The 16,662-nt window shown below is 64.4% G+C and carries 17 protein-coding genes and 1 tRNA gene; 7 read left to right on the forward strand and 11 right to left on the reverse strand.

The features are described 5' to 3' along the window. The first annotated feature begins 18 nt into the window (after positions 1–18). From IP68_RS01215 to IP68_RS01230, 4 genes are all read left to right on the forward strand, one after another. The gene (locus IP68_RS01215; protein ID WP_156317889.1) at positions 19–375 is read left to right on the forward strand and encodes a hypothetical protein; all 357 of its coding nucleotides are present in this window, start codon (positions 19–21) and stop codon (positions 373–375) included. Between the two features lie 3 nt (positions 376–378). After that, complete coding sequence (locus IP68_RS01220; RefSeq protein WP_054133126.1) at positions 379–882, forward strand: hypothetical protein; 504 nt, start codon at positions 379–381, stop codon at positions 880–882. A gap of 60 nt (positions 883–942) precedes the next feature. Next, positions 943–1,668 (forward strand): aquaporin Z, encoded by a 726-nt coding sequence (aqpZ, locus tag IP68_RS01225; RefSeq protein ID WP_054133127.1) that lies wholly within the window; start codon positions 943–945, stop codon positions 1,666–1,668. A gap of 77 nt (positions 1,669–1,745) precedes the next feature. After that, a complete protein-coding gene (locus IP68_RS01230) occupies positions 1,746–2,663 on the forward strand; it encodes a CPBP family intramembrane glutamic endopeptidase (RefSeq protein ID WP_054133128.1) in 918 nt (305 codons plus the stop codon). Between the two features lie 64 nt (positions 2,664–2,727). Here IP68_RS01230 and IP68_RS01235 read toward each other — a convergent pair. From IP68_RS01235 to IP68_RS01255, 5 genes are all read right to left on the reverse strand, one after another. Continuing rightward, positions 2,728–2,804 (reverse strand) — tRNA-Arg (locus IP68_RS01235). 72 nt (positions 2,805–2,876) lie between these two features. Beyond that, positions 2,877–3,386, reverse strand: coding sequence for a DUF1178 family protein (locus tag IP68_RS01240; protein WP_054133129.1), 510 nt, complete (start codon positions 3,384–3,386; stop codon positions 2,877–2,879). Continuing rightward, complete coding sequence (locus tag IP68_RS01245; protein WP_054133130.1) at positions 3,383–4,210, reverse strand: carbon-nitrogen hydrolase family protein; 828 nt, start codon at positions 4,208–4,210, stop codon at positions 3,383–3,385. The genes IP68_RS01240 and IP68_RS01245 overlap by 4 nt, the downstream gene beginning before the upstream one ends. Positions 4,211–4,217: 7 nt before the next feature. Beyond that, positions 4,218–4,475, reverse strand: a complete 258-nt coding sequence (gene grxC, locus IP68_RS01250; protein WP_054133131.1) for a glutaredoxin 3 — start codon at positions 4,473–4,475, stop codon at positions 4,218–4,220. 75 nt (positions 4,476–4,550) lie between these two features. Continuing rightward, entirely contained in the window at positions 4,551–5,300 is a 750-nt protein-coding gene (locus tag IP68_RS01255; protein WP_054133132.1) for a ComF family protein, read from the reverse strand. Between the two features lie 41 nt (positions 5,301–5,341). Between IP68_RS01255 and IP68_RS01260 the strand changes: the two genes are divergently transcribed. Together IP68_RS01260 and IP68_RS01265 are read left to right on the forward strand one after the other, a co-directional pair. Next, on the forward strand, positions 5,342–6,205 hold the full coding sequence (locus IP68_RS01260; protein WP_054133246.1) for a class I SAM-dependent methyltransferase: 864 nt from the start codon (positions 5,342–5,344) through the stop codon (positions 6,203–6,205). Positions 6,206–6,357: 152 nt separating this feature from the next. After that, a complete protein-coding gene (locus tag IP68_RS01265) occupies positions 6,358–7,137 on the forward strand; it encodes an SDR family oxidoreductase (RefSeq protein ID WP_054133133.1) in 780 nt (259 codons plus the stop codon). A gap of 18 nt (positions 7,138–7,155) precedes the next feature. Here IP68_RS01265 and IP68_RS01270 read toward each other — a convergent pair whose 3' ends face one another. From IP68_RS01270 to IP68_RS01295, 6 genes are all read right to left on the reverse strand, one after another. After that, complete coding sequence (locus tag IP68_RS01270) at positions 7,156–8,760, reverse strand: long-chain fatty acid--CoA ligase (protein WP_231683602.1); 1,605 nt, start codon at positions 8,758–8,760, stop codon at positions 7,156–7,158. A 75-nt stretch (positions 8,761–8,835) separates the two neighbouring features. Further along, positions 8,836–12,321 (reverse strand): DNA polymerase III subunit alpha, encoded by a 3,486-nt coding sequence (gene dnaE / locus IP68_RS01275; RefSeq protein WP_054133135.1) that lies wholly within the window; start codon positions 12,319–12,321, stop codon positions 8,836–8,838. Positions 12,322–12,366: 45 nt separating this feature from the next. Beyond that, on the reverse strand, positions 12,367–12,705 hold the full coding sequence (locus IP68_RS01280; RefSeq protein WP_040370991.1) for a hypothetical protein: 339 nt from the start codon (positions 12,703–12,705) through the stop codon (positions 12,367–12,369). Positions 12,706–12,850: 145 nt separating this feature from the next. After that, positions 12,851–13,327 (reverse strand): glutathione peroxidase, encoded by a 477-nt coding sequence (locus IP68_RS01285; RefSeq protein WP_054133136.1) that lies wholly within the window; start codon positions 13,325–13,327, stop codon positions 12,851–12,853. After that, positions 13,324–13,998 carry an ABC transporter ATP-binding protein gene (locus IP68_RS01290; RefSeq protein WP_054133137.1) on the reverse strand — a complete coding sequence of 225 codons (675 nt, stop codon included), beginning with the start codon at positions 13,996–13,998 and terminating at the stop codon, positions 13,324–13,326. Before IP68_RS01290 ends, IP68_RS01285 begins: the two co-directional genes overlap by 4 nt. Next, positions 13,991–15,229, reverse strand: coding sequence for a lipoprotein-releasing ABC transporter permease subunit (locus tag IP68_RS01295; protein ID WP_054133138.1), 1,239 nt, complete (start codon positions 15,227–15,229; stop codon positions 13,991–13,993). The genes IP68_RS01290 and IP68_RS01295 overlap by 8 nt, the downstream gene beginning before the upstream one ends. A 561-nt stretch (positions 15,230–15,790) precedes the next feature. Here IP68_RS01295 and IP68_RS01300 point away from each other — a divergent pair. Then, entirely contained in the window at positions 15,791–16,276 is a 486-nt protein-coding gene (locus IP68_RS01300; protein WP_054133139.1) for an Hsp20 family protein, read from the forward strand. Positions 16,277–16,662: the final 386 nt, after the last annotated feature.

A 16,662-nucleotide genomic window follows, 5' to 3' on the forward strand; every position in this document is an offset into this window, starting at 1 on the left:
CAGGGAGGGGTGACCAACATGACCATGGCAAAATGGGTTCTGGCAGGAGCAGTGGCCGCAAGCCTTGCGCTGCCGACAACCGCCACAGCGCGCGATCATCATCGCCATCGTGACCGGGACCGGGCAACGGGCGCCGCCATCGGGCTCGCCATTGTCGGCATCGCCGCAGCAGCCTCCAGCGGGCGGCGAAACCGCGACAGCAACCGCAGCTATTACGACCGCGATTCCTATCGCGGCGGATGGGGCGAGACCTACAACGCCGCGAAGAACGTCGTGTGCTATCGCAGCCAGCGGCAATGCTATCGCAAGGGCTATTATTCGGCCGAATGGACCAGCCGCGAGTTCGGCTATGATCCCTATAATCGGGGGTATTGAACGATGAAGATGCAGCGCATTCTCGGCGGATCGATCTCCATCGCCGCCATCGCCCTGGTTGCAGGATGCTCCGAAGGCCCGGCACCCCAGGCGCAGGCCGCCTCCACCGACCATGACACGCTGGTCCATATGGATCTGACGGTTGCCAAGGCATACAATTCGGCGATGGAAAAGGCCGGGCTCGACGAGGGGCAGCGCAACGTGGTCCAGGCCATGGCGCACCAGCAGGCTGTGGCCGTCACCTGCGCGGGGTTCAAGGTGAACACCAAGCGGTTCGAAGACGAGATGAACGTCATCTATTATGACGACAAGGGCAAGATGCTCGAGGTCGATTCCGAGGCGCTGCACCTGCGCGAACGCCAGGTGATGATGGGCTTCGGCATGATGTTCGGTGCGCAGCTGGCGATCGCGGCCAGCGATGAACAGGCGTTTTGTGAACATGCCGATGTAGAGCGCAATGCGGGCGATGCCAAGCACCTGATCCTGGAGCCGCGCAAGACCGGCTGACAGGAGTGCGGTACGCATCTTCGGGACAGGTGCGGGACGTTTTTAGCAAGAGGGGGCGTTATGAGGGAGCTTTCGGCCGAAGTCTTCGGTACATTCTGGCTGGTGTTCGGAGGGTGCGGCTCTGCCGTGCTGGCAGCGGCCTTTCCTGAACTGGGCATCGGCTTTGCCGGCGTCTCGCTCGCGTTCGGCCTCACGGTGCTGACCATGGCCTATGCGGTGGGCGGCATATCGGGCGGGCACTTCAACCCTGCCGTGTCGCTGGGGCTGGCAATTGCCAACCGCTTTGCCTGGAAAAACCTGATCCCCTACTGGATCGCACAGCTGGTGGGAGCGATCCTCGCTGCTGCGGCACTCTATGCCATCGCCACGGGCAAGCCGGGGTTCGAACCGGGTGGCTTTGCCTCCAACGGCTTTGGCGCGCTGTCGCCGGGGGGATACGGACTGCAGGCCGCGTTGCTGATCGAGGTCATCCTCACCGCTGGGTTCCTTATCGTTATCCTGGGATCGACCTCCAAAGCCGCACCCGCGGGCTTCGCGCCCATCGCGATCGGCCTGGCGCTGACGCTGATCCACCTGATCTCGATCCCGGTGACCAATACATCGGTCAACCCGGCACGATCGACCGGCGCCGCGCTGTTTGCGCAGACCGGCGCGCTGCCGCAACTGTGGCTGTTCTGGCTGGCCCCGCTGCTGGGTGCGGCGATCGGCGCGCTGATCTGGAAGTTCGTGCTGATGCCCGGCGAAGGCGTCGAGGCGATCGGCGGCGAGGACAAGGCTACGGCCTAGCTCGCCACCCATCGGCGAGCGCGCAAAACCATCGCAAAAACCGCTTCATCCGTCAGACTGCCACTGGAACCCCTGTCATGACCGATAGCTCCGGCACCACTCCGCTTTGGCTGCGCATCGCGCAACTTGCGCCGATCCGGCTCGCCGTGCTCGGCCTGCTGCTTCTGGGGTGCCTTGCCTTCAGCAACACCTTTCTGGAGCAGAACAAGGCCGTGCCGCTCCAGGCGATCATGGCGGTCGCAGGGATGGTTGCGCTGGCGATGTGGATCTATGTCGGCTTTGCCCGCTATGTCGAACAGCGCGAGCCCGCCGATCTGGCGCTCGGCCCGATGCCCCGTGAGCTTGGCCTCGGGCTGGTGCTCGGTACCGCGCTATACACCTGCAGCGTACTGATCCTGATGGCGATCGGAGTGATGCGGATCGAAGGCGTCAACCCGCCCGCGTTCATGCTCCCCGCCATCGCCATGGCGCTCAGTTCGGGTTTTCTCGAGGAACTGCTGTTCCGGGGAGCGCTGTTCCGCATCGTCGAGCAATGGCTGGGCAGCTGGATCTCGGTATTCGTATCGTCCGTGGTGTTCGGCGTGGTGCATCTGATGAACCCGGCGGCCACGATCACCGGCGCGATCTTCATCAGCGTCGAGGCCGGGGTGCTGCTCGCCGCTGCCTATATGCTGACGCGGCGGCTGTGGCTGGGCATCGGCTTTCATATCTCGTGGAACTACACCCAGTCTGCCGTCTTCTCCGGAGTGGTCTCAGGCAGCGTCGCCGATCCGGGGTTGTTCAAGACGGTGATGACCGGTCCGGATCTGCTCACCGGTGGAAGTTTTGGCCTGGAAGCCTCGCTGATCGCATGCCTGTTGTGCACCACCGCCGGAACCATTCTGGTGATGAGGGCGGTGCGCCGCGGGCAGGTTATGCAGCCCTTCTGGAGCCGTACCCAGCCGGAAATCGCGACCTCTGCCGAGCGGTCGTTGATCGAGCAGCCACCCGCCTGACGGCACTTCCCCCGAACAAAGCGGCTCGGACGGAGACTCAAGGTTCACTGCCGCTGATGCGAAATGGTGCGCCCGACAGGATTCGAACCTGTGGCCCCCAGATTAGGAATCTGATGCTCTATCCTGCTGAGCTACGGGCGCGCCGATGGGGTGTTTAGCCAGCGATGCAGGTCAGCGCAATTGCGTTTGCTGATCGGCGTGCACCCGGCGGCCTCAATTCTGCGCCTCGGGCGGGACAACCGGGAACGGCAGCGCAGCAACCGCGACGCCTTCCTCGATCAATGCGGCCGCCTCTTCGGGAGCGGCCTGGCCGTGAATCGGAGCGTGATCCTCCTCGCCATAATGCATCGCGCGCGCGCGATCGGCAAAATCGCCGCCCACCCAGGTCGACTGGCTCAGCGCCCGGGCCTGTGCCTGGGCGAGCGCCTGCAGCACCGCACGCATCTTGGCCGCATCCACCGGCGGGGCAGCGTTGCTGACTGCGACCGGCGCGGGCGATGACGGCACTCCGTCTGCGGTGTCGACCCTGGCGGGCGCAGAGACCAGTTGCTGGTTACCCTTGGCGTTGAGCCGCGGCGCCATCACCGCCTTGGCAACATCGGTCGATCCGCAAAAGGCGCAGGCGACGAGCCCGCGCGTTCGCTGGTCCTCATAGGCCTGGCTCGAGGCGAACCAGACCTCGAACACGTGGTCGTTGGTGCATTTCAAGTCGAAGACGATCATGCGACGATCGCCTCCCCCACAGGCCGGCGGTTGGCGATCACGGGCACCCGGCCACGCACTTCGGCGATCCGCTCGAGCGGGAGGTCGACGAACGCCAGGCCCGGCGCCTCGCCCATGTCGAGCAGGACATCGCCCCAGGGATCGACCACCAGGCTGTGGCCGTACGTGCTGCGCCCATCGCCATGGGTGCCCGTCTGCGCCGCTGCGACCACAAAGCAGGCGCTTTCAATCGCCCGTGCGCGCAGCAGTACATGCCAGTGCGCTTCTCCCGTGGGTACGGTGAATGCGGCGGGCACTGCGACAATGTCTGCCCCTGCCCGGCTGAGCGCCGCATAGACCGCGGGAAAGCGGATGTCATAGCAGATCGACAGGCCCAGCACCGCCTCTGGCAATTGCACCGCAACCGCCCGCTCGCCGCCTGCATAGACCGAGGATTCCCGCCAGCTCTCGCCCGAGGCCAGATCGACATCGAACAGATGGATCTTGTCGTAGCGCGCGGCGATGTTGCCATTCGGCGCGATAACGAAGGCACGATTGCGCCACTTGTCGGCGTCGGCTTCACCCCGCACCGCAAGCGAACCCAGATGCACCCAGATCCCGGCGATGGCAGCGGCGGCTCGGACCATGCCAAGCACGTAATCCTCCTCCTCGGGCCGGATATTGTCCGCTGCGCGGGCGCGGTTGCGATCGAGCATGTTCGACATTTCGGGCGTGAACAGGATTTCGGCACCGCCCGCCTTTGCCTGCGCCACAGCCTCGGTAAGCACGGCAACATTGTCGAGCGGATCGAAGCCCGCGTTCATCTGGAGTACGGCGATTTTCATGTGCGCGTCAAAGGCCCAGCAGCGGATCGAGCTTTCCGGCACGGTCGAGCGCGGCAAGATCATCGGACCCGCCGATATGGTTGCCATCAATGAAGATCTGCGGGACGGTCATCCGGCCGCCTGCCCGGCGGATCATTTCCGCCCGCGGTTCGCCGCCCATCGAGATCTCGACTTCCTCGAACTCGACGCCCTTGGCGCCCAGCAGCGATTTGGCCCGGTAGCAATAGGGGCAGGTGAACTTGGTGTAGATTTCGATCTTGGCCATGTTTCCATCCTTGGCTCCATATTTGGGGCAATTTCGCACAAATGCAACAGTTGTGGCGCGCAAGCGTCGCTGCCGTCACGGCGTATCCGCCTCGTCGCCCTCGCGCAGCACGCGCGCCCAGCAGAAGATGGTCACGCGCGCCGCCCCTGCCTTTTTGAGCAGGCGAACACAGGCATTGGCGGTGGCGCCGGTGGTGTAGACATCGTCGATCAGCAGCACGTGCCTGCCTGCGATGCGGTCACGCCGGGTGGCGGGGATGTCGAACACCCCGCGAACTGCCACCGCGCGCTGCTGCCGGGTCATGCCCTTGAGCGGCGGAGTGGCGCGGGTGCGGCGGAGCACGTCGGTTTCGATCTTCAGGCTGCGCTTGGCCGCCAGCGCACGCGCGATCAGGATTGACTGGTTGAAGCCACGCCGCCACAGCCGCCAGCGGTGCAGCGGTACGGGCACCAGCACCACATCGCTGCCATCGGCAGGCAGATGCCGCTCCAGATGCTTTGCCACCAGCCGGGCCAGCCCGATCTTGCCGCCATGTTTGAGCCGCAGCACGATCGAGCGCGACAGATCGTCGTACAGCACCGCCGCCTTGATGCCATCATGCAGCGGCGGGTGCGCAAGACATTCGGCGCACACCAGATCATCGTCGCGGCCTTGCGCAAAGGGCTTGCCGCACGAGGTGCAGGCAGGCGCGCTGATGAAGCGCAACGCGTTCCAGCAATCGCCGCAGAACTGCAGGTCGTCCTCCACCAGCACCCCGCAGCCGGGGCAGCGCGGCGGCAGCACCAGATCGACCAGAGGTTTGAGGACAGAGACGGCAAGGCTCATCCCCCCTTGTCGCGCAGGCCATGCCCCGGCACAAGGCCGCGATGAGCGACGATACAGCCCCCCGCATCCTGTTTTCCTACCCCCGACGGCGGCTGGCGATGGCGCGTGGGTTGCAGCTGGCGGCGCGTCATGGCGGTGCGTTCCTCGCCGAGCATATGGCCGACGAGATCGTCGAGCGGCTGGGCTGGGTCAACCGCACCTTTGCCGATGCACTGGTGATCGGCCACGCGCCCGCGATGCTGCTGGCGGCGCTCGACGCGCGCGGGGTGAAGGTGACGCTTGCCGGACCGATCGGCCCGCATGTGATGTGCGACGAAGATGCCCTGCCCTTTGAGCCCGCGTCGTTCGATCTGGTGATCGCGATCGGCACGCTCGACAGCGTCAACGATCTTCCCGGCGCACTGATCCAGATCAACCGAAGCCTGCGCCCCGACGGGTTGATGATGGCCGCGCTGATCGGCGCAGGTTCGGTGCCGCGGCTCAAGTCGGCGATGCTTGCGGCAGATGAGGCGACCGGGCGCGGGGTCGCGGCGCATATCCATCCGCAGATCGATGTCCGCGCGGCGGGCGATCTGCTCCAGCGCGCGCGCTTTGCGATGCCAGTGGCGGACAGCGACACGCTGATCGTGCGCTACTCCGCGCTGCCCGCTTTGGTGCGCGACCTGCGGTGTCATGGCTGGACCAATGTGCTGGCGACAGGCGCGCCGCCGGTCAGCAGGACGGGCCTGATCGCCGCGCTGCAGGCCTTCGCCGAGGCGGCAGAGCCCGACGGCAAGACTCCGGAGCGGTTCGAGATCGTGTATCTGAGCGGCTGGGCCCCCTCGCCAGACCAGCCCAAGCCTGCGCGCCGGGGCAGCGCGACGACCTCGCTTGCGGGCGTGCTGGACAAATCGGCCAGGCGCTAAGCGGTTTGCAGCATCGCGGCGCTGGTGCTAAAACAGTACCACAAGGAGTTATCGACATGATCCAGCATCACCGCTGAGGCGGCATGACCACTGCGTGGTGGCTCAGGCACAAATACTGGCCCATCACTTCCACGATCATATCGGAAACATACATGCAAAAACTGACAGGCAAATTGTGCGTCATCACCGGCGCGGCACGGGGCATTGGTGCGGCTATCGCACGGAGATTTCAGCAGGAAGGCGCCTCGGTCGTCGTCACCGACATCGATGAGCAGGCCGGGGCTGCGCTCGCCTCTGACATCGGCGCTAGGTTCATCAGGCTCGACGTCGCCAGCGAAGCCGACTGGGCCGCGCTTCAGAAAGAGGTCCCGGCGGCGGATGTCGTGGTCAACAACGCCGGGATTACAGGCTTCGAGCATGGGCCGGTGCCGCACGATCCCGAACATGCCACCCTCGAAGACTGGCGCGCGGTGCACCGCGTCAACCTCGACGGCACGTTCCTGGGGTGCCGCTATGCCATCGCCGCGATGAAGGGCAAGGGCACCGGATCGATCATCAACATCTCGTCGCGCTCGGGGCTGGTGGGCATTCCGCTTGCCGCCGCCTATGCCTCGTCCAAGGCCGCGATCCGCAACCACAGCAAGAGCGTCGCGCTGTATTGCGCGCAGCAGGGCTGGCAGATCCGCTGCAATTCGATCCACCCCGCCGCCATCCTCACCCCGATGTGGGAGACGATGCTGGGGGACGGCCCCGACCGCGCCGAGCGAATGGCCGCGATGGTTGCCGATACGCCGTTGAAGCGTTTCGGCACCGTGGAGGAGGTCGCCGCGATCGCCGCGATGCTGGCCGCCGATGACTCCGCTTATGTCACCGGCAGCGAGTTCAACATCGATGGCGGACTGCTGGCAGGGTCGGCGGCATCGCCCGGATAGCCGCCGATCGCGCCGCCCTCACACCGTGGGCAGCACATAGTCCTTGAACTGGTCGCGCAGCGCGGTCTTGAGCAGTTTGCCGGTGGCGCTGTGCGGCAGTTCTTCGACGAAGACGATATCGTCGGGCAGCCACCATTTGGCGACGTGCTGCGCCAGATGGTCCTGGATCGCCTGCTTGCTGGGGCTGGTTCCGGGCTTGGGGACGACCAGCAGCAGCGGACGCTCGTCCCATTTGGGGTGCGGCATGCCGATCGCGGCGGCCTCGGCAACATCCGGCATGCCCACGGCCGCGTTTTCCAAATCTACCGAGCTGATCCATTCGCCGCCCGACTTGATCACGTCCTTGGCGCGGTCGGTGATCTGCATGACGCCATCGGGGTGGATGACCGAGACGTCGCCGGTGTCGAACCAGCCGTCCTCGGTCAGCGCGTCGCTTTCCGCCTTGAAATAGCGCTTGATGATCCACGGACCCTTGATCTGCAGCCGTCCGCTGGACTTGCCATCGCGGGGGAGGATGTTGCCGTCCTCGTCCACCACGCGCAGTTCGACACCGAAGGGCACCCGGCCCTGCTTGGTGACGAGGTCGAGCTGCGCCTCGAAATCGAGATCGTCCCAATCAGGGGATGGCGCGCCCATCGTGCCGATCGGCGAGGTTTCCGTCATTCCCCAGGCGTGGTTCATCCGCGCGCCCATCTTCATGATCCGCTCGCACATCGCGCGCGGTGCGGCCGAGCCGCCGATGGTGACGACCTGCAGATATTCGGGCATCTTGCCGGTGCTGTCGATATGCTGGAACATCGCCAGCCATACGGTCGGCACGCCTGCGGAATGGGTGACCTTCTCGGAGTTCATCAGGTCACACAGGATCGCAGGATCGTTGACCGCCGAGAACACGAACTTGATCCCCGCAGCCGCGCCCGCAAAGGGCAGGCCCCAGGCAGCGGCGTGGAACATCGGCACCACCGGCAGCGCCACCGACTGCGGCGAGAGCGAGAATACCGCCGGCTGCATTTCGGCGAGCGCGTGGATCACCGTCGAGCGGTGCTCGTACAGCACGCCCTTGGGGTTGCCCGTGGTTCCCGAGGTATAGCACAGCATGCACGGCTCGCGCTCCGAGCCTTCATGCCAGCGATAGTCCGCATCGCCGCTGTCGAGCAGCGCCTCGAAGCCTTGAGCGGAGGATCCGGCGGGCGGGTCGAAGCAGACATAATGCTCGATCGTGGTCCAGCGGTCCTTCATCTTGTCGACGATCGGCTGGAACGCCGCGTCATAGCACAGCACCTTGTCCTCGGCGTGGTTGGCGATGTACTCGAGCTGCTCCTCGAACAGCCGCGGGTTGATGGTGTGGATCACGCCGCCCATCCCGATCGCGCCATACCAGGCAACCAGATGGCGGCTGTGGTTCATTGCCAGCGTGGCGACGCGGTCGCCGGGCTGCAGGCCCAGCGCGACCAGCGCGCTCGCCAGCCGGCGCGCATCGCGGGCGATGCCTGCCCAGTGGGTGCGGGTCTGCTTGCCATCGGCCCAATGGCTGACAATTTCACGCTTGCCGCTTTCGCGCTCGGCATGGTCGAGCAGCCGCATCACGCGAAGCTCATAATCCTGCATTCCGCCAACAATCATCCGACTCTCCTGACCCATGGCCCCCTTGCGGGGCGCAATTGTATTGCGATCAGAAAGCCCGAAGCGGAGCCCAAGTCAACTCACGAGGCGCAGGTCGGGGCGCTGGGTGGCAAAGGATTCGACATCGCGCACCGCAATCCCGTCGAGCGCGCGCAGCGCCTCGATCGTCTCGGCATCCAGCCGGAAGCGATTGCCGAGCTTGACCGGCATCACCCGACCCTGCCCCATGATCAGCCGGGCGTGGAGTTCGTCCTGGCCGCCGCCGGGTTCGCCCACCAATTGCGAGAGCTGCCCCAGCGCCTCGGGTCGCAGCACGTCGATGCTCGCGCGGTGGCGGAAGGTCACCTTGATCTCGTCGAGCGGACGTGCGCGGCGGATGGTGGCGCGCGGCGCCTGGTCCTCGCTCGACCGGTCGAACTCGAGCTCGATCAGCAGACAGGCGGACTGGCTCGCCCATTCGGGCATGGCTGCGACGATGTCGTCATCGAAAGAGCTTGCCGAAAACTGCCCGCTTTCATCCGACAGGTCGACCATGACAAAGGCGTTGCCACGCTTGCTCTGGCGCCGGTTGCAGCCTTCTACCAGCGCGGCGACCTTGGCGGTCTTGCGCTCGCCGACGCGGACATCCATCGTCTCGACGACCTGCTGATAGGGCCGTGCGCCCTGCGATCGCGCGGTCGCGGCGAATTCGGTCACCGGGTGCGCGGAGAAGAAGAAGCCGAACGCATCGCGCTCCGCGGTCATCCGCTCGCCCATCGCCCAGGGTTTGGATGCGGGCAACCGCAGCGACTGGCCGGGCTGCTGGACATCGCCGAACAGACCGCCCTGCCCGCTGGTGCGCTGGCGATGCGCGTCCGCCGCAACCGCCAGCACCATGTCTGCGCCGCCATGCACCGAAGCGCGTTCGATCTCGAAACCGTCAAAGGCGCCTGCTGCGGCCAGGCTTTCGATCTGGCGCTTGTTGAGCTGGCCCGGATCGACCCGGTCGGCAAAGTCGCCCAGCGACGCGAACGGACCGCTCGCGATGCGCGTCGCGACCACGCCCTCCATCGCCTTTTCGCCGACGTTCTTGAGGCCCGCGAGCGCATAGCGCACCGCCAGCCCCTCGGGCGTTTCCTCGACCGAGAACTCGGCCTCGCTGGCGTTGATGCACGGCGGCAGGCAGGCAACGCCCATCCGCCGCATGTCATCGACGAAGATGTTGAGCTTTTCGCTCTGGTGCATGTCGAAACACATCGATGCCGCGAAGAACTCGTGCGGGTAATGCGCCTTCAACCACGCGGTTTGGTACGCGAGCAACGCATAGGCTGCCGCATGGCTCTTGTTGAAGCCATAGCCTGCGAACTTGTCGATCAAGTCGAACAGCTCGTTGGCCTTCTTGGTGTCGATATTGTTGCGGCCTGCGCCCTCGACGAAGCGACCACGCTGCTGGTCCATCTCCGCCTTGATCTTCTTGCCCATCGCGCGGCGCAAAAGGTCGGCATCGCCGAGCGAATAGCCCGCGAGCACCTGGGCTGCCTGCATCACCTGTTCCTGATAGACGATAATGCCATAGGTTTCCTTGAGGATGTCCTCAAGCAAGGGGTGCGGATAGGTGATCGTCTCGCGCCCGTTCTTGCGCGCACCGAAGCTGGGGATATTGTCCATCGGACCCGGGCGATAGAGCGAGACCAGCGCGATGATGTCGCCGAACGCGGTCGGCTTTACCTGCGCCAGCGTGCGGCGCATGCCCTCGGATTCCAGCTGGAACACGCCGACGGTATCGCCGCGCTTGAGCAGTTCGTACACGCCCGCATCGTCCCAGGGCAGCGTGCTCAGATCGACCTTGATGCCGCGTTTTTCCAGCATCTCGGTCGCCTTGTGCAGCACCGACAGCGTCTTGAGGCCCAGGAAGTCGAACTTCACAAGGCCAGCGGTCTCGACATACTTCATGTCGAACTGGGTGACCGGCATGTCCGATCGCGGGTCGCGATACAGCGGCACCAGTTGCGCCAGCGGACGGTCGCCGATGACGACGCCGGCGGCGTGGGTAGAGCTGTGCCGTGGCAGGCCCTCGAGCTGCATCGCAAGGTCGAACAGCCGTTTGACCTCTGCATCGTCGCGATACTGATGGCGCAGCTCCTCGACGCCTGCCAGCGCGCGATCCAGCTTCCAAGGATCGGTCGGGTGGTTGGGTACCAATTTGCACAGCCCGTCGATGCGGCCATAGCCCATCTGCAGCACACGGCCCGTATCGCGCAGCACCGCGCGCGCCTTCAATTTTCCGAAGGTGATGATCTGCGCCACGTGGTCGCGGCCGTATTTGGCCTGGACATAGCGGATCACCTCGCCACGACGGGTTTCGCAGAAGTCGATATCGAAGTCGGGCATGGAAACGCGTTCGGGGTTCAAAAAACGCTCGAACAGCAGCCCCAGCCGGATCGGGTCAAGATCGGTGATGGTCAGCGCCCAGGCGACGACCGAGCCCGCGCCCGATCCACGTCCCGGGCCCACCGGGATGTTGTGATCCTTGGCCCATTTGATGAAGTCGGCAACGATCAGGAAGTAGCCCGGGAAACCCATGCCGACGATGACGTTGACCTCGAACTCCAGCCGTTCGAAATACGCCTTGCGCTCTTCCTCGCTCTGGTCGGTATAGGTCGACAGCCGCATCTCCAGCCCGGCGAACGCATCCGCTCGCAGCTGCGCCGCCTCTCCCTCGAGATCGCCTGCAAGGCTGGGCAGGATCGGCTTGCGCTTGGGCGGCGCAAAGGCGCAGCGCTGCGCGACGACCAAAGTGTTGACCAAAGCCTCGGGCAGATCGCTGAACAGCTCGCGCATCATCGGCGCGGACTTGATCCACGCCTCGGGCGAGCTGCGTTCACGGTTGGCCGCGCCGACATATTCGCCCCGCGCAATGCACAGCATCGCGTCATGCGCGGCGTGGAAGCCGGGGTCCGAATAACAGGCGGGGTTGGTGGCGACGAGCGGCAGGCCGCGCGCGTAAGCAAGGTCAAGCAAGGCGGTTTCCGCCAGCGTCTCGATCTCCTCGCCGCGGCGGCACAGTTCGACATACAGCCGGTCGCCAAACAGCGTCTGCAGCCGCTCGCAATAGGCCTCGGCGGCATCGGTCTGCCCGGCGGCGAGCAGCCGCACCAGCGCGCCCTCGCCCGCGCCAGTCAGCGCGATCACGCCCTCGGTGCGGCCTTCGAGCCGTTCGAACGGAACGTGCGCGGGAAGCTCGAGCGGGCGGTCGAGATGCGCGTGCGACACCAGATCGCACAGATTGTCGTATCCGGTCGCGTTCTGCGCGTAGAGCGCCAGCCAGTCGAGCACCGGCGCAGAGCCTGTAACATCGGGGCGGGCAACGCACAGCAGGGTCCCGATGATCGGCTGGATGCCGCTTTCCATGCAGCCATCGGCAAACGGCATGCCCGCATACAACCCGTTGCGGTCGGCCAGAGCGATCGCGGGAAAGCCGCGCGCGTGTGCGGTCTTGGCGATCGCCTTGGGCTCGATCGCGCCTTCGAGCATGGTGTATGCCGAGAAGACGCGAAGCGGGACGAAGGGTTCATAAGCCATGGTTGGACGCTACCTTCAGGCCCGTGATTCGGGAACGGGTGGCGCTCACTCGCCGGTGGATAAATCCTGCGCCGCGATCTTGCGCCGCACGTCGCGGACGGTAGACCAGATGCCGTAAAGGATCAGCGCGCCGAGGAAGAACCATACCCATAGCGGGATATCCTTGCCGACGATCGCCAGATAGACATAGGCCGAGACGAAGCACGCGCCGGCGCACATCACCGGCAGCAGCGTCGGCTTGCCCGCGCGCGCATTGCGCACCAGCCAGGCGATGCTGGCGAGGAACAGCGGAATCGCGCCGACATAGATCGACGCGAAGATCCACGGATTGACGCCATATTGCGCCCCCAGTTCGTTCGCCCAGGTGCTGATGGCTTCGATCATCTCGTTACTTCCCTCGTCACTAGCTCGTCACCCCCCGAACGCGGGGATCCCGCTTCAGCGGACCGGTCTCACAATAGCGGGATTCCCGCTTTCGCGGGAATGACGAAAAAGCATAGCAGGAAATTCGCCTTTGAAGCGTTTCCGGTTACAGCAGCTTCTCGATATCCGCCTTCAGCTGCTCGGGCTTGATCATCGAGCCATAACGCGCGACGACGTTGCCCTTGCGGTCGATCAGGAACTTGGTGAAGTTCCACTTGATCGCCCGGCTGCCCATGAGGCCTGCCTGCTGGCTCTTGAGATACTTCCACAACGGATCGGCTTCTTCTCCGTTCACGGCGATCTTGGCCGAGAGCGGGAAGGTGACGTCATAGGTCAGCGAGCAAAAGTTCTTGATCTCTTCGGCGTCGCCGGGTTCCTGCGCGCCGAACTGGTTGCACGGATAGCCCAGCACCTCGAACCCGCGATCGCCAAGATCGCGGTGCAGCGCCTCCAGACCTTCGTATTGCGGCGTGAAGCCGCATTTCGATGCGGTGTTCACGATCAGCAGCACCTTGCCGGCATAGTCGGACAGCGGCCTGGTGCTGCCATCGGGCAGCGGCATATTGTATTCAAAAACGGTCATGCGATCCTTCCATCGTGCAGGCGGACAACCCGGTCCATGCGCGTGGCCAGTCTTTCGTTATGGGTGGCCACCAAAGCCGCGCTGCCTTCTTCCCTTACAAGATGGAGGAACTCCGCGAACACTATGTCGGCGGTCGCCTCGTCCAGATTTCCGGTCGGTTCGTCGGCCAGAACCACCTTCGGGCGGTTGGCCAGTGCCCGGGCAACGGCAACCCGTTGCTGTTCGCCGCCCGAAAGCTGGCTGGGGCGATGGTCCAGCCGTTGCCCCAGACCCAGCCGCGAGAGCAGCTGGTCGGCACGCTCTGCAGCCTCGTCGCGGGTCTTGCCCATGATCAGCTGCGGCAGCACGACGTTCTCGCGCGCGGTGAAATCGGGCAGCAGATGGTGGAACTGGTAGATGAACCCCAACGCGGTCTTGCGCAGCAGCGTGCGGCCGTTGCTCGACAGGTTCGCAGCCTCTTCGCCCGCGATGCGGATCGAACCGGTAAAGCCCCCTTCGAGCAGACCGACCGCCTGCAGCATGGTCGACTTGCCCGAGCCCGAAGGCCCCAAGAGCCCGACGATCTCGCCCGGCTGCACCGCCAGGTCGATGCCCTTGAGCACGTCGATGGTGACCCCGCCTTGCGCAAAGCTGCGGCGGACGTCGGTGAGATGGATGACCGCATCACTCATAACGCAGCACCTGCACAGGATCGGTTCCCGAAGCCTTGAGCGCCGGGTAGAGCGTGGCGAGGAAGCTGAAGATCATCGCCATCGCGGTGATGCCCAGCACCTCCATCGGATCGGTGCGGCTGGGCAGCTCGGTAAGGAAGCGGATCGACGGGTCCCACAGCTCCTGCCCGGTGACAAGCTGCACGAACATCACGATGCTCTGGCGGAAATAGAGGAAGACAAAGCCCAGCCCCAATCCGGCCAGCGTGCCCAGCGATCCGATGATCAGCCCGACGGTGATGAAGATCTTGAGCAGCGACTTTCGGCTCGCCCCCATGGTGCGCAGGATCGCGATGTCGCGGGTCTTGGCGCGAACCAGCATGATCAGCGACGACAATATGTTGAACACGGCCACCAGGATGATGATCGACAGCACGATGAACATCGCCACCCGCTCGACCGCGAGCGCCTCGAACAAGGAGGCATTGATCGTGCGCCAGTCGGAGATGATCGCCTGTCCGCGCAAACGCTCCGCCAGAGGAGCGAGAATCTGACTGACCTCGTCGGCATCGCGGGTAGTGACCTCGATCATCCCCACCTGATCGCCCAGCAGCAGCAACAGCTGCGCATCGCGCATCGGCATGATCACGAACGCCTTATCGTAATCATACACGCCGATCTCGACGATCGCGGCGACCTCGTAGAGAATTTCGCGCGGGACCGTGCCGAACGGTGTCGAGCGGCCCGCCGGGTTGATGATGGTGATGCTGTCGCCGATGCGCACACCCAGATTTTGCGCCAGCCGCGATCCGATCGCGACCTTCGATGCGCCCGCCTTGAGCGCGCTCACCGAGCCCAATATGGTCTTGTCCTTGAGCGCGGCGATGTCCGGCGCATCGGTGCCGCGCACCAGGATCGCCTCGACCCGGCCTTCGTAGTTGACCAGCAGCGGCTGCTCGATCAGCGGCGACGCCGCCACGACGCCATCCATCTTGCGGGTTTCGGCGAGGATCTCCTGCCAGTTCTTCAGCCGTCCGCCATAGCCCTGCACCACCGCATGGCCGTTGAGCCCCACGATCTTGTCGAGCAGTTCGGCGCGAAAGCCGTTCATCACGCTCATCACGATGATAAGCGCCGCGACGCCCAGCATGACGGCGATAAGGCTGATCCCGGCAACCAGGAAAATGAACGCTTCTCCGCGCCCTGGCAGCAGATAGCGTTTGGCGATCGTCCATTCGAATGTGGACAGCATAGACGTGAACCGGACCTTTCGGATGGCTGGCATGACCGGGTCGGATGCCGTTGCGACAGGGCTATGGCTCTAGCCAGCCCATTGGGAACTGACAATGCCGGATGATCCGCATGCCTGTTGCACAATGAACACAGAATGGACCAAAAATGGAAGCAAGCCGCGAATAACCCTAGCGTCGGCCGCCGCATTACGGAATCATGACAACGCGGATCAAGCGGCTACGGCCATGGGTTCGGGGATAGTTTCCGTCGTTTTGGGGAAAGCGGCGGTTACCAGGGTCCAAACGTTGCGATCATGGCGAAACCGCCATCTGCGCGCGACACAATGGATCTGATAAAGAGCGTCCGGGTCTTGGGGGCCGGACGCTCTTTTTTCGTCTGCAGCCCGCGTACCGCGCCTGCCCTGTCGGCGGATCGACCGACAAAAAATCCATCTTGAAACCGCCTCGCGATATCCTAAATTTGCGATGTGAGCCACGCCAACAGGGTGGCTCACTGTTACCGAAGCGCCTCAGACATGGGCTTCAAAACTATGAAATCGCTTATATAAAGGATTTTGAAGATGAACCGTTTCGACTTTACCCCTTATCGCCGCACGACCGTTGGCTTCGACCGGCTGTTCGACTTGCTGGAAAATCAGGCGCGGGCCGCGCAGGGCGATAATTACCCGCCGTTCAACATCGAGCGCAACAGCGACGACGCCTATCGCGTCACCATTGCGGTCGCCGGATTCAAGGCTGACGAGATCGACATCACCGCGCAGCAGAACCTGCTGGTGGTATCGGGTCGCAAGGCTGCGGAGACCGAATCGCGCGGCAACTTCCTCCACATGGGCATCGCCAACCGCAACTTCGAACGCCGTTTCGAGCTGGCCGATTTTGTCCGGGTCAGCGATGCGGGTCTCGAAGACGGCCTGCTGACCATCGATCTGGTCCGCGAAGTGCCCGAGGCGATGAAGCCCAAGAAGATCACGATCAGCAGCGGCACGCCCAAGCTGTCCGTGGTTGAGGGCGCCAGCCAGGAAGACGGAGACAGCAAGGCGGCGTGACGCCGCAACGTTTCCGGTTAAAAGGGTAGACTGCAACGGGGTGGGTCGGCAACGGCCCACCCTTTTTGCATGCCATTTCTTCTCCCCTACCGCTTGCGGGAGGGGTGGCCGCAGGCCGGGGTGGGCCTGTTCAGTTCTTCGAAATTTTTCAGGCCCACCTCGGTTCAGCAAGCTGAACCTGCCCCTCCGGCACGCGGTAGGGGAGAGGGAATCCCCCCCAAACAGAAGAGGGCGAGCCCTTTCGGGCCCGCCCTCCGCGCCCGCTCAGGACGCTGTTTTTCCCGGAGGCGGGATTGGCCGGGTCGCATTTACCGCACCCATCCCCGGAAAAAATCGGTATCTGGTCACCCCGCGCCACTGGGACGCGGGGTTTTCTCCGGGGCCGG

The sequence above is a fragment of the Blastomonas sp. AAP25 genome (genome assembly GCF_001295965.1).
Classification (GTDB): Bacteria; Pseudomonadota; Alphaproteobacteria; order Sphingomonadales; family Sphingomonadaceae; genus Blastomonas; species Blastomonas fulva.

Bases quoted from the DNA above. Each gene is read 5' to 3' on its own strand.
- IP68_RS01215 (WP_156317889.1), top strand. From the start codon at position 19: ATGACCATGGCAAAATGGGTTCTGGCAGGAGCAGTGGCCGCAAGCCTT.
- IP68_RS01220 (WP_054133126.1), top strand. From the start codon at position 379: ATGAAGATGCAGCGCATTCTCGGCGGATCGATCTCCATCGCCGCCATC.
- aqpZ (WP_054133127.1), top strand. From the start codon at position 943: ATGAGGGAGCTTTCGGCCGAAGTCTTCGGTACATTCTGGCTGGTGTTC.
- IP68_RS01230 (WP_054133128.1), top strand. From the start codon at position 1,746: ATGACCGATAGCTCCGGCACCACTCCGCTTTGGCTGCGCATCGCGCAA.
- IP68_RS01240 (WP_054133129.1), bottom strand. From the start codon at position 3,386: ATGATCGTCTTCGACTTGAAATGCACCAACGACCACGTGTTCGAGGTC.
- IP68_RS01245 (WP_054133130.1), bottom strand. From the start codon at position 4,210: ATGAAAATCGCCGTACTCCAGATGAACGCGGGCTTCGATCCGCTCGAC.
- grxC (WP_054133131.1), bottom strand. From the start codon at position 4,475: ATGGCCAAGATCGAAATCTACACCAAGTTCACCTGCCCCTATTGCTAC.
- IP68_RS01255 (WP_054133132.1), bottom strand. From the start codon at position 5,300: ATGAGCCTTGCCGTCTCTGTCCTCAAACCTCTGGTCGATCTGGTGCTG.
- IP68_RS01260 (WP_054133246.1), top strand. From the start codon at position 5,342: ATGAGCGACGATACAGCCCCCCGCATCCTGTTTTCCTACCCCCGACGG.
- IP68_RS01265 (WP_054133133.1), top strand. From the start codon at position 6,358: ATGCAAAAACTGACAGGCAAATTGTGCGTCATCACCGGCGCGGCACGG.
- IP68_RS01270 (WP_231683602.1), bottom strand. From the start codon at position 8,760: ATGATTGTTGGCGGAATGCAGGATTATGAGCTTCGCGTGATGCGGCTG.
- dnaE (WP_054133135.1), bottom strand. From the start codon at position 12,321: ATGGCTTATGAACCCTTCGTCCCGCTTCGCGTCTTCTCGGCATACACC.
- IP68_RS01280 (WP_040370991.1), bottom strand. From the start codon at position 12,705: ATGATCGAAGCCATCAGCACCTGGGCGAACGAACTGGGGGCGCAATAT.
- IP68_RS01285 (WP_054133136.1), bottom strand. From the start codon at position 13,327: ATGACCGTTTTTGAATACAATATGCCGCTGCCCGATGGCAGCACCAGG.
- IP68_RS01290 (WP_054133137.1), bottom strand. From the start codon at position 13,998: ATGAGTGATGCGGTCATCCATCTCACCGACGTCCGCCGCAGCTTTGCG.
- IP68_RS01295 (WP_054133138.1), bottom strand. From the start codon at position 15,229: ATGCTGTCCACATTCGAATGGACGATCGCCAAACGCTATCTGCTGCCA.
- IP68_RS01300 (WP_054133139.1), top strand. From the start codon at position 15,791: ATGAACCGTTTCGACTTTACCCCTTATCGCCGCACGACCGTTGGCTTC.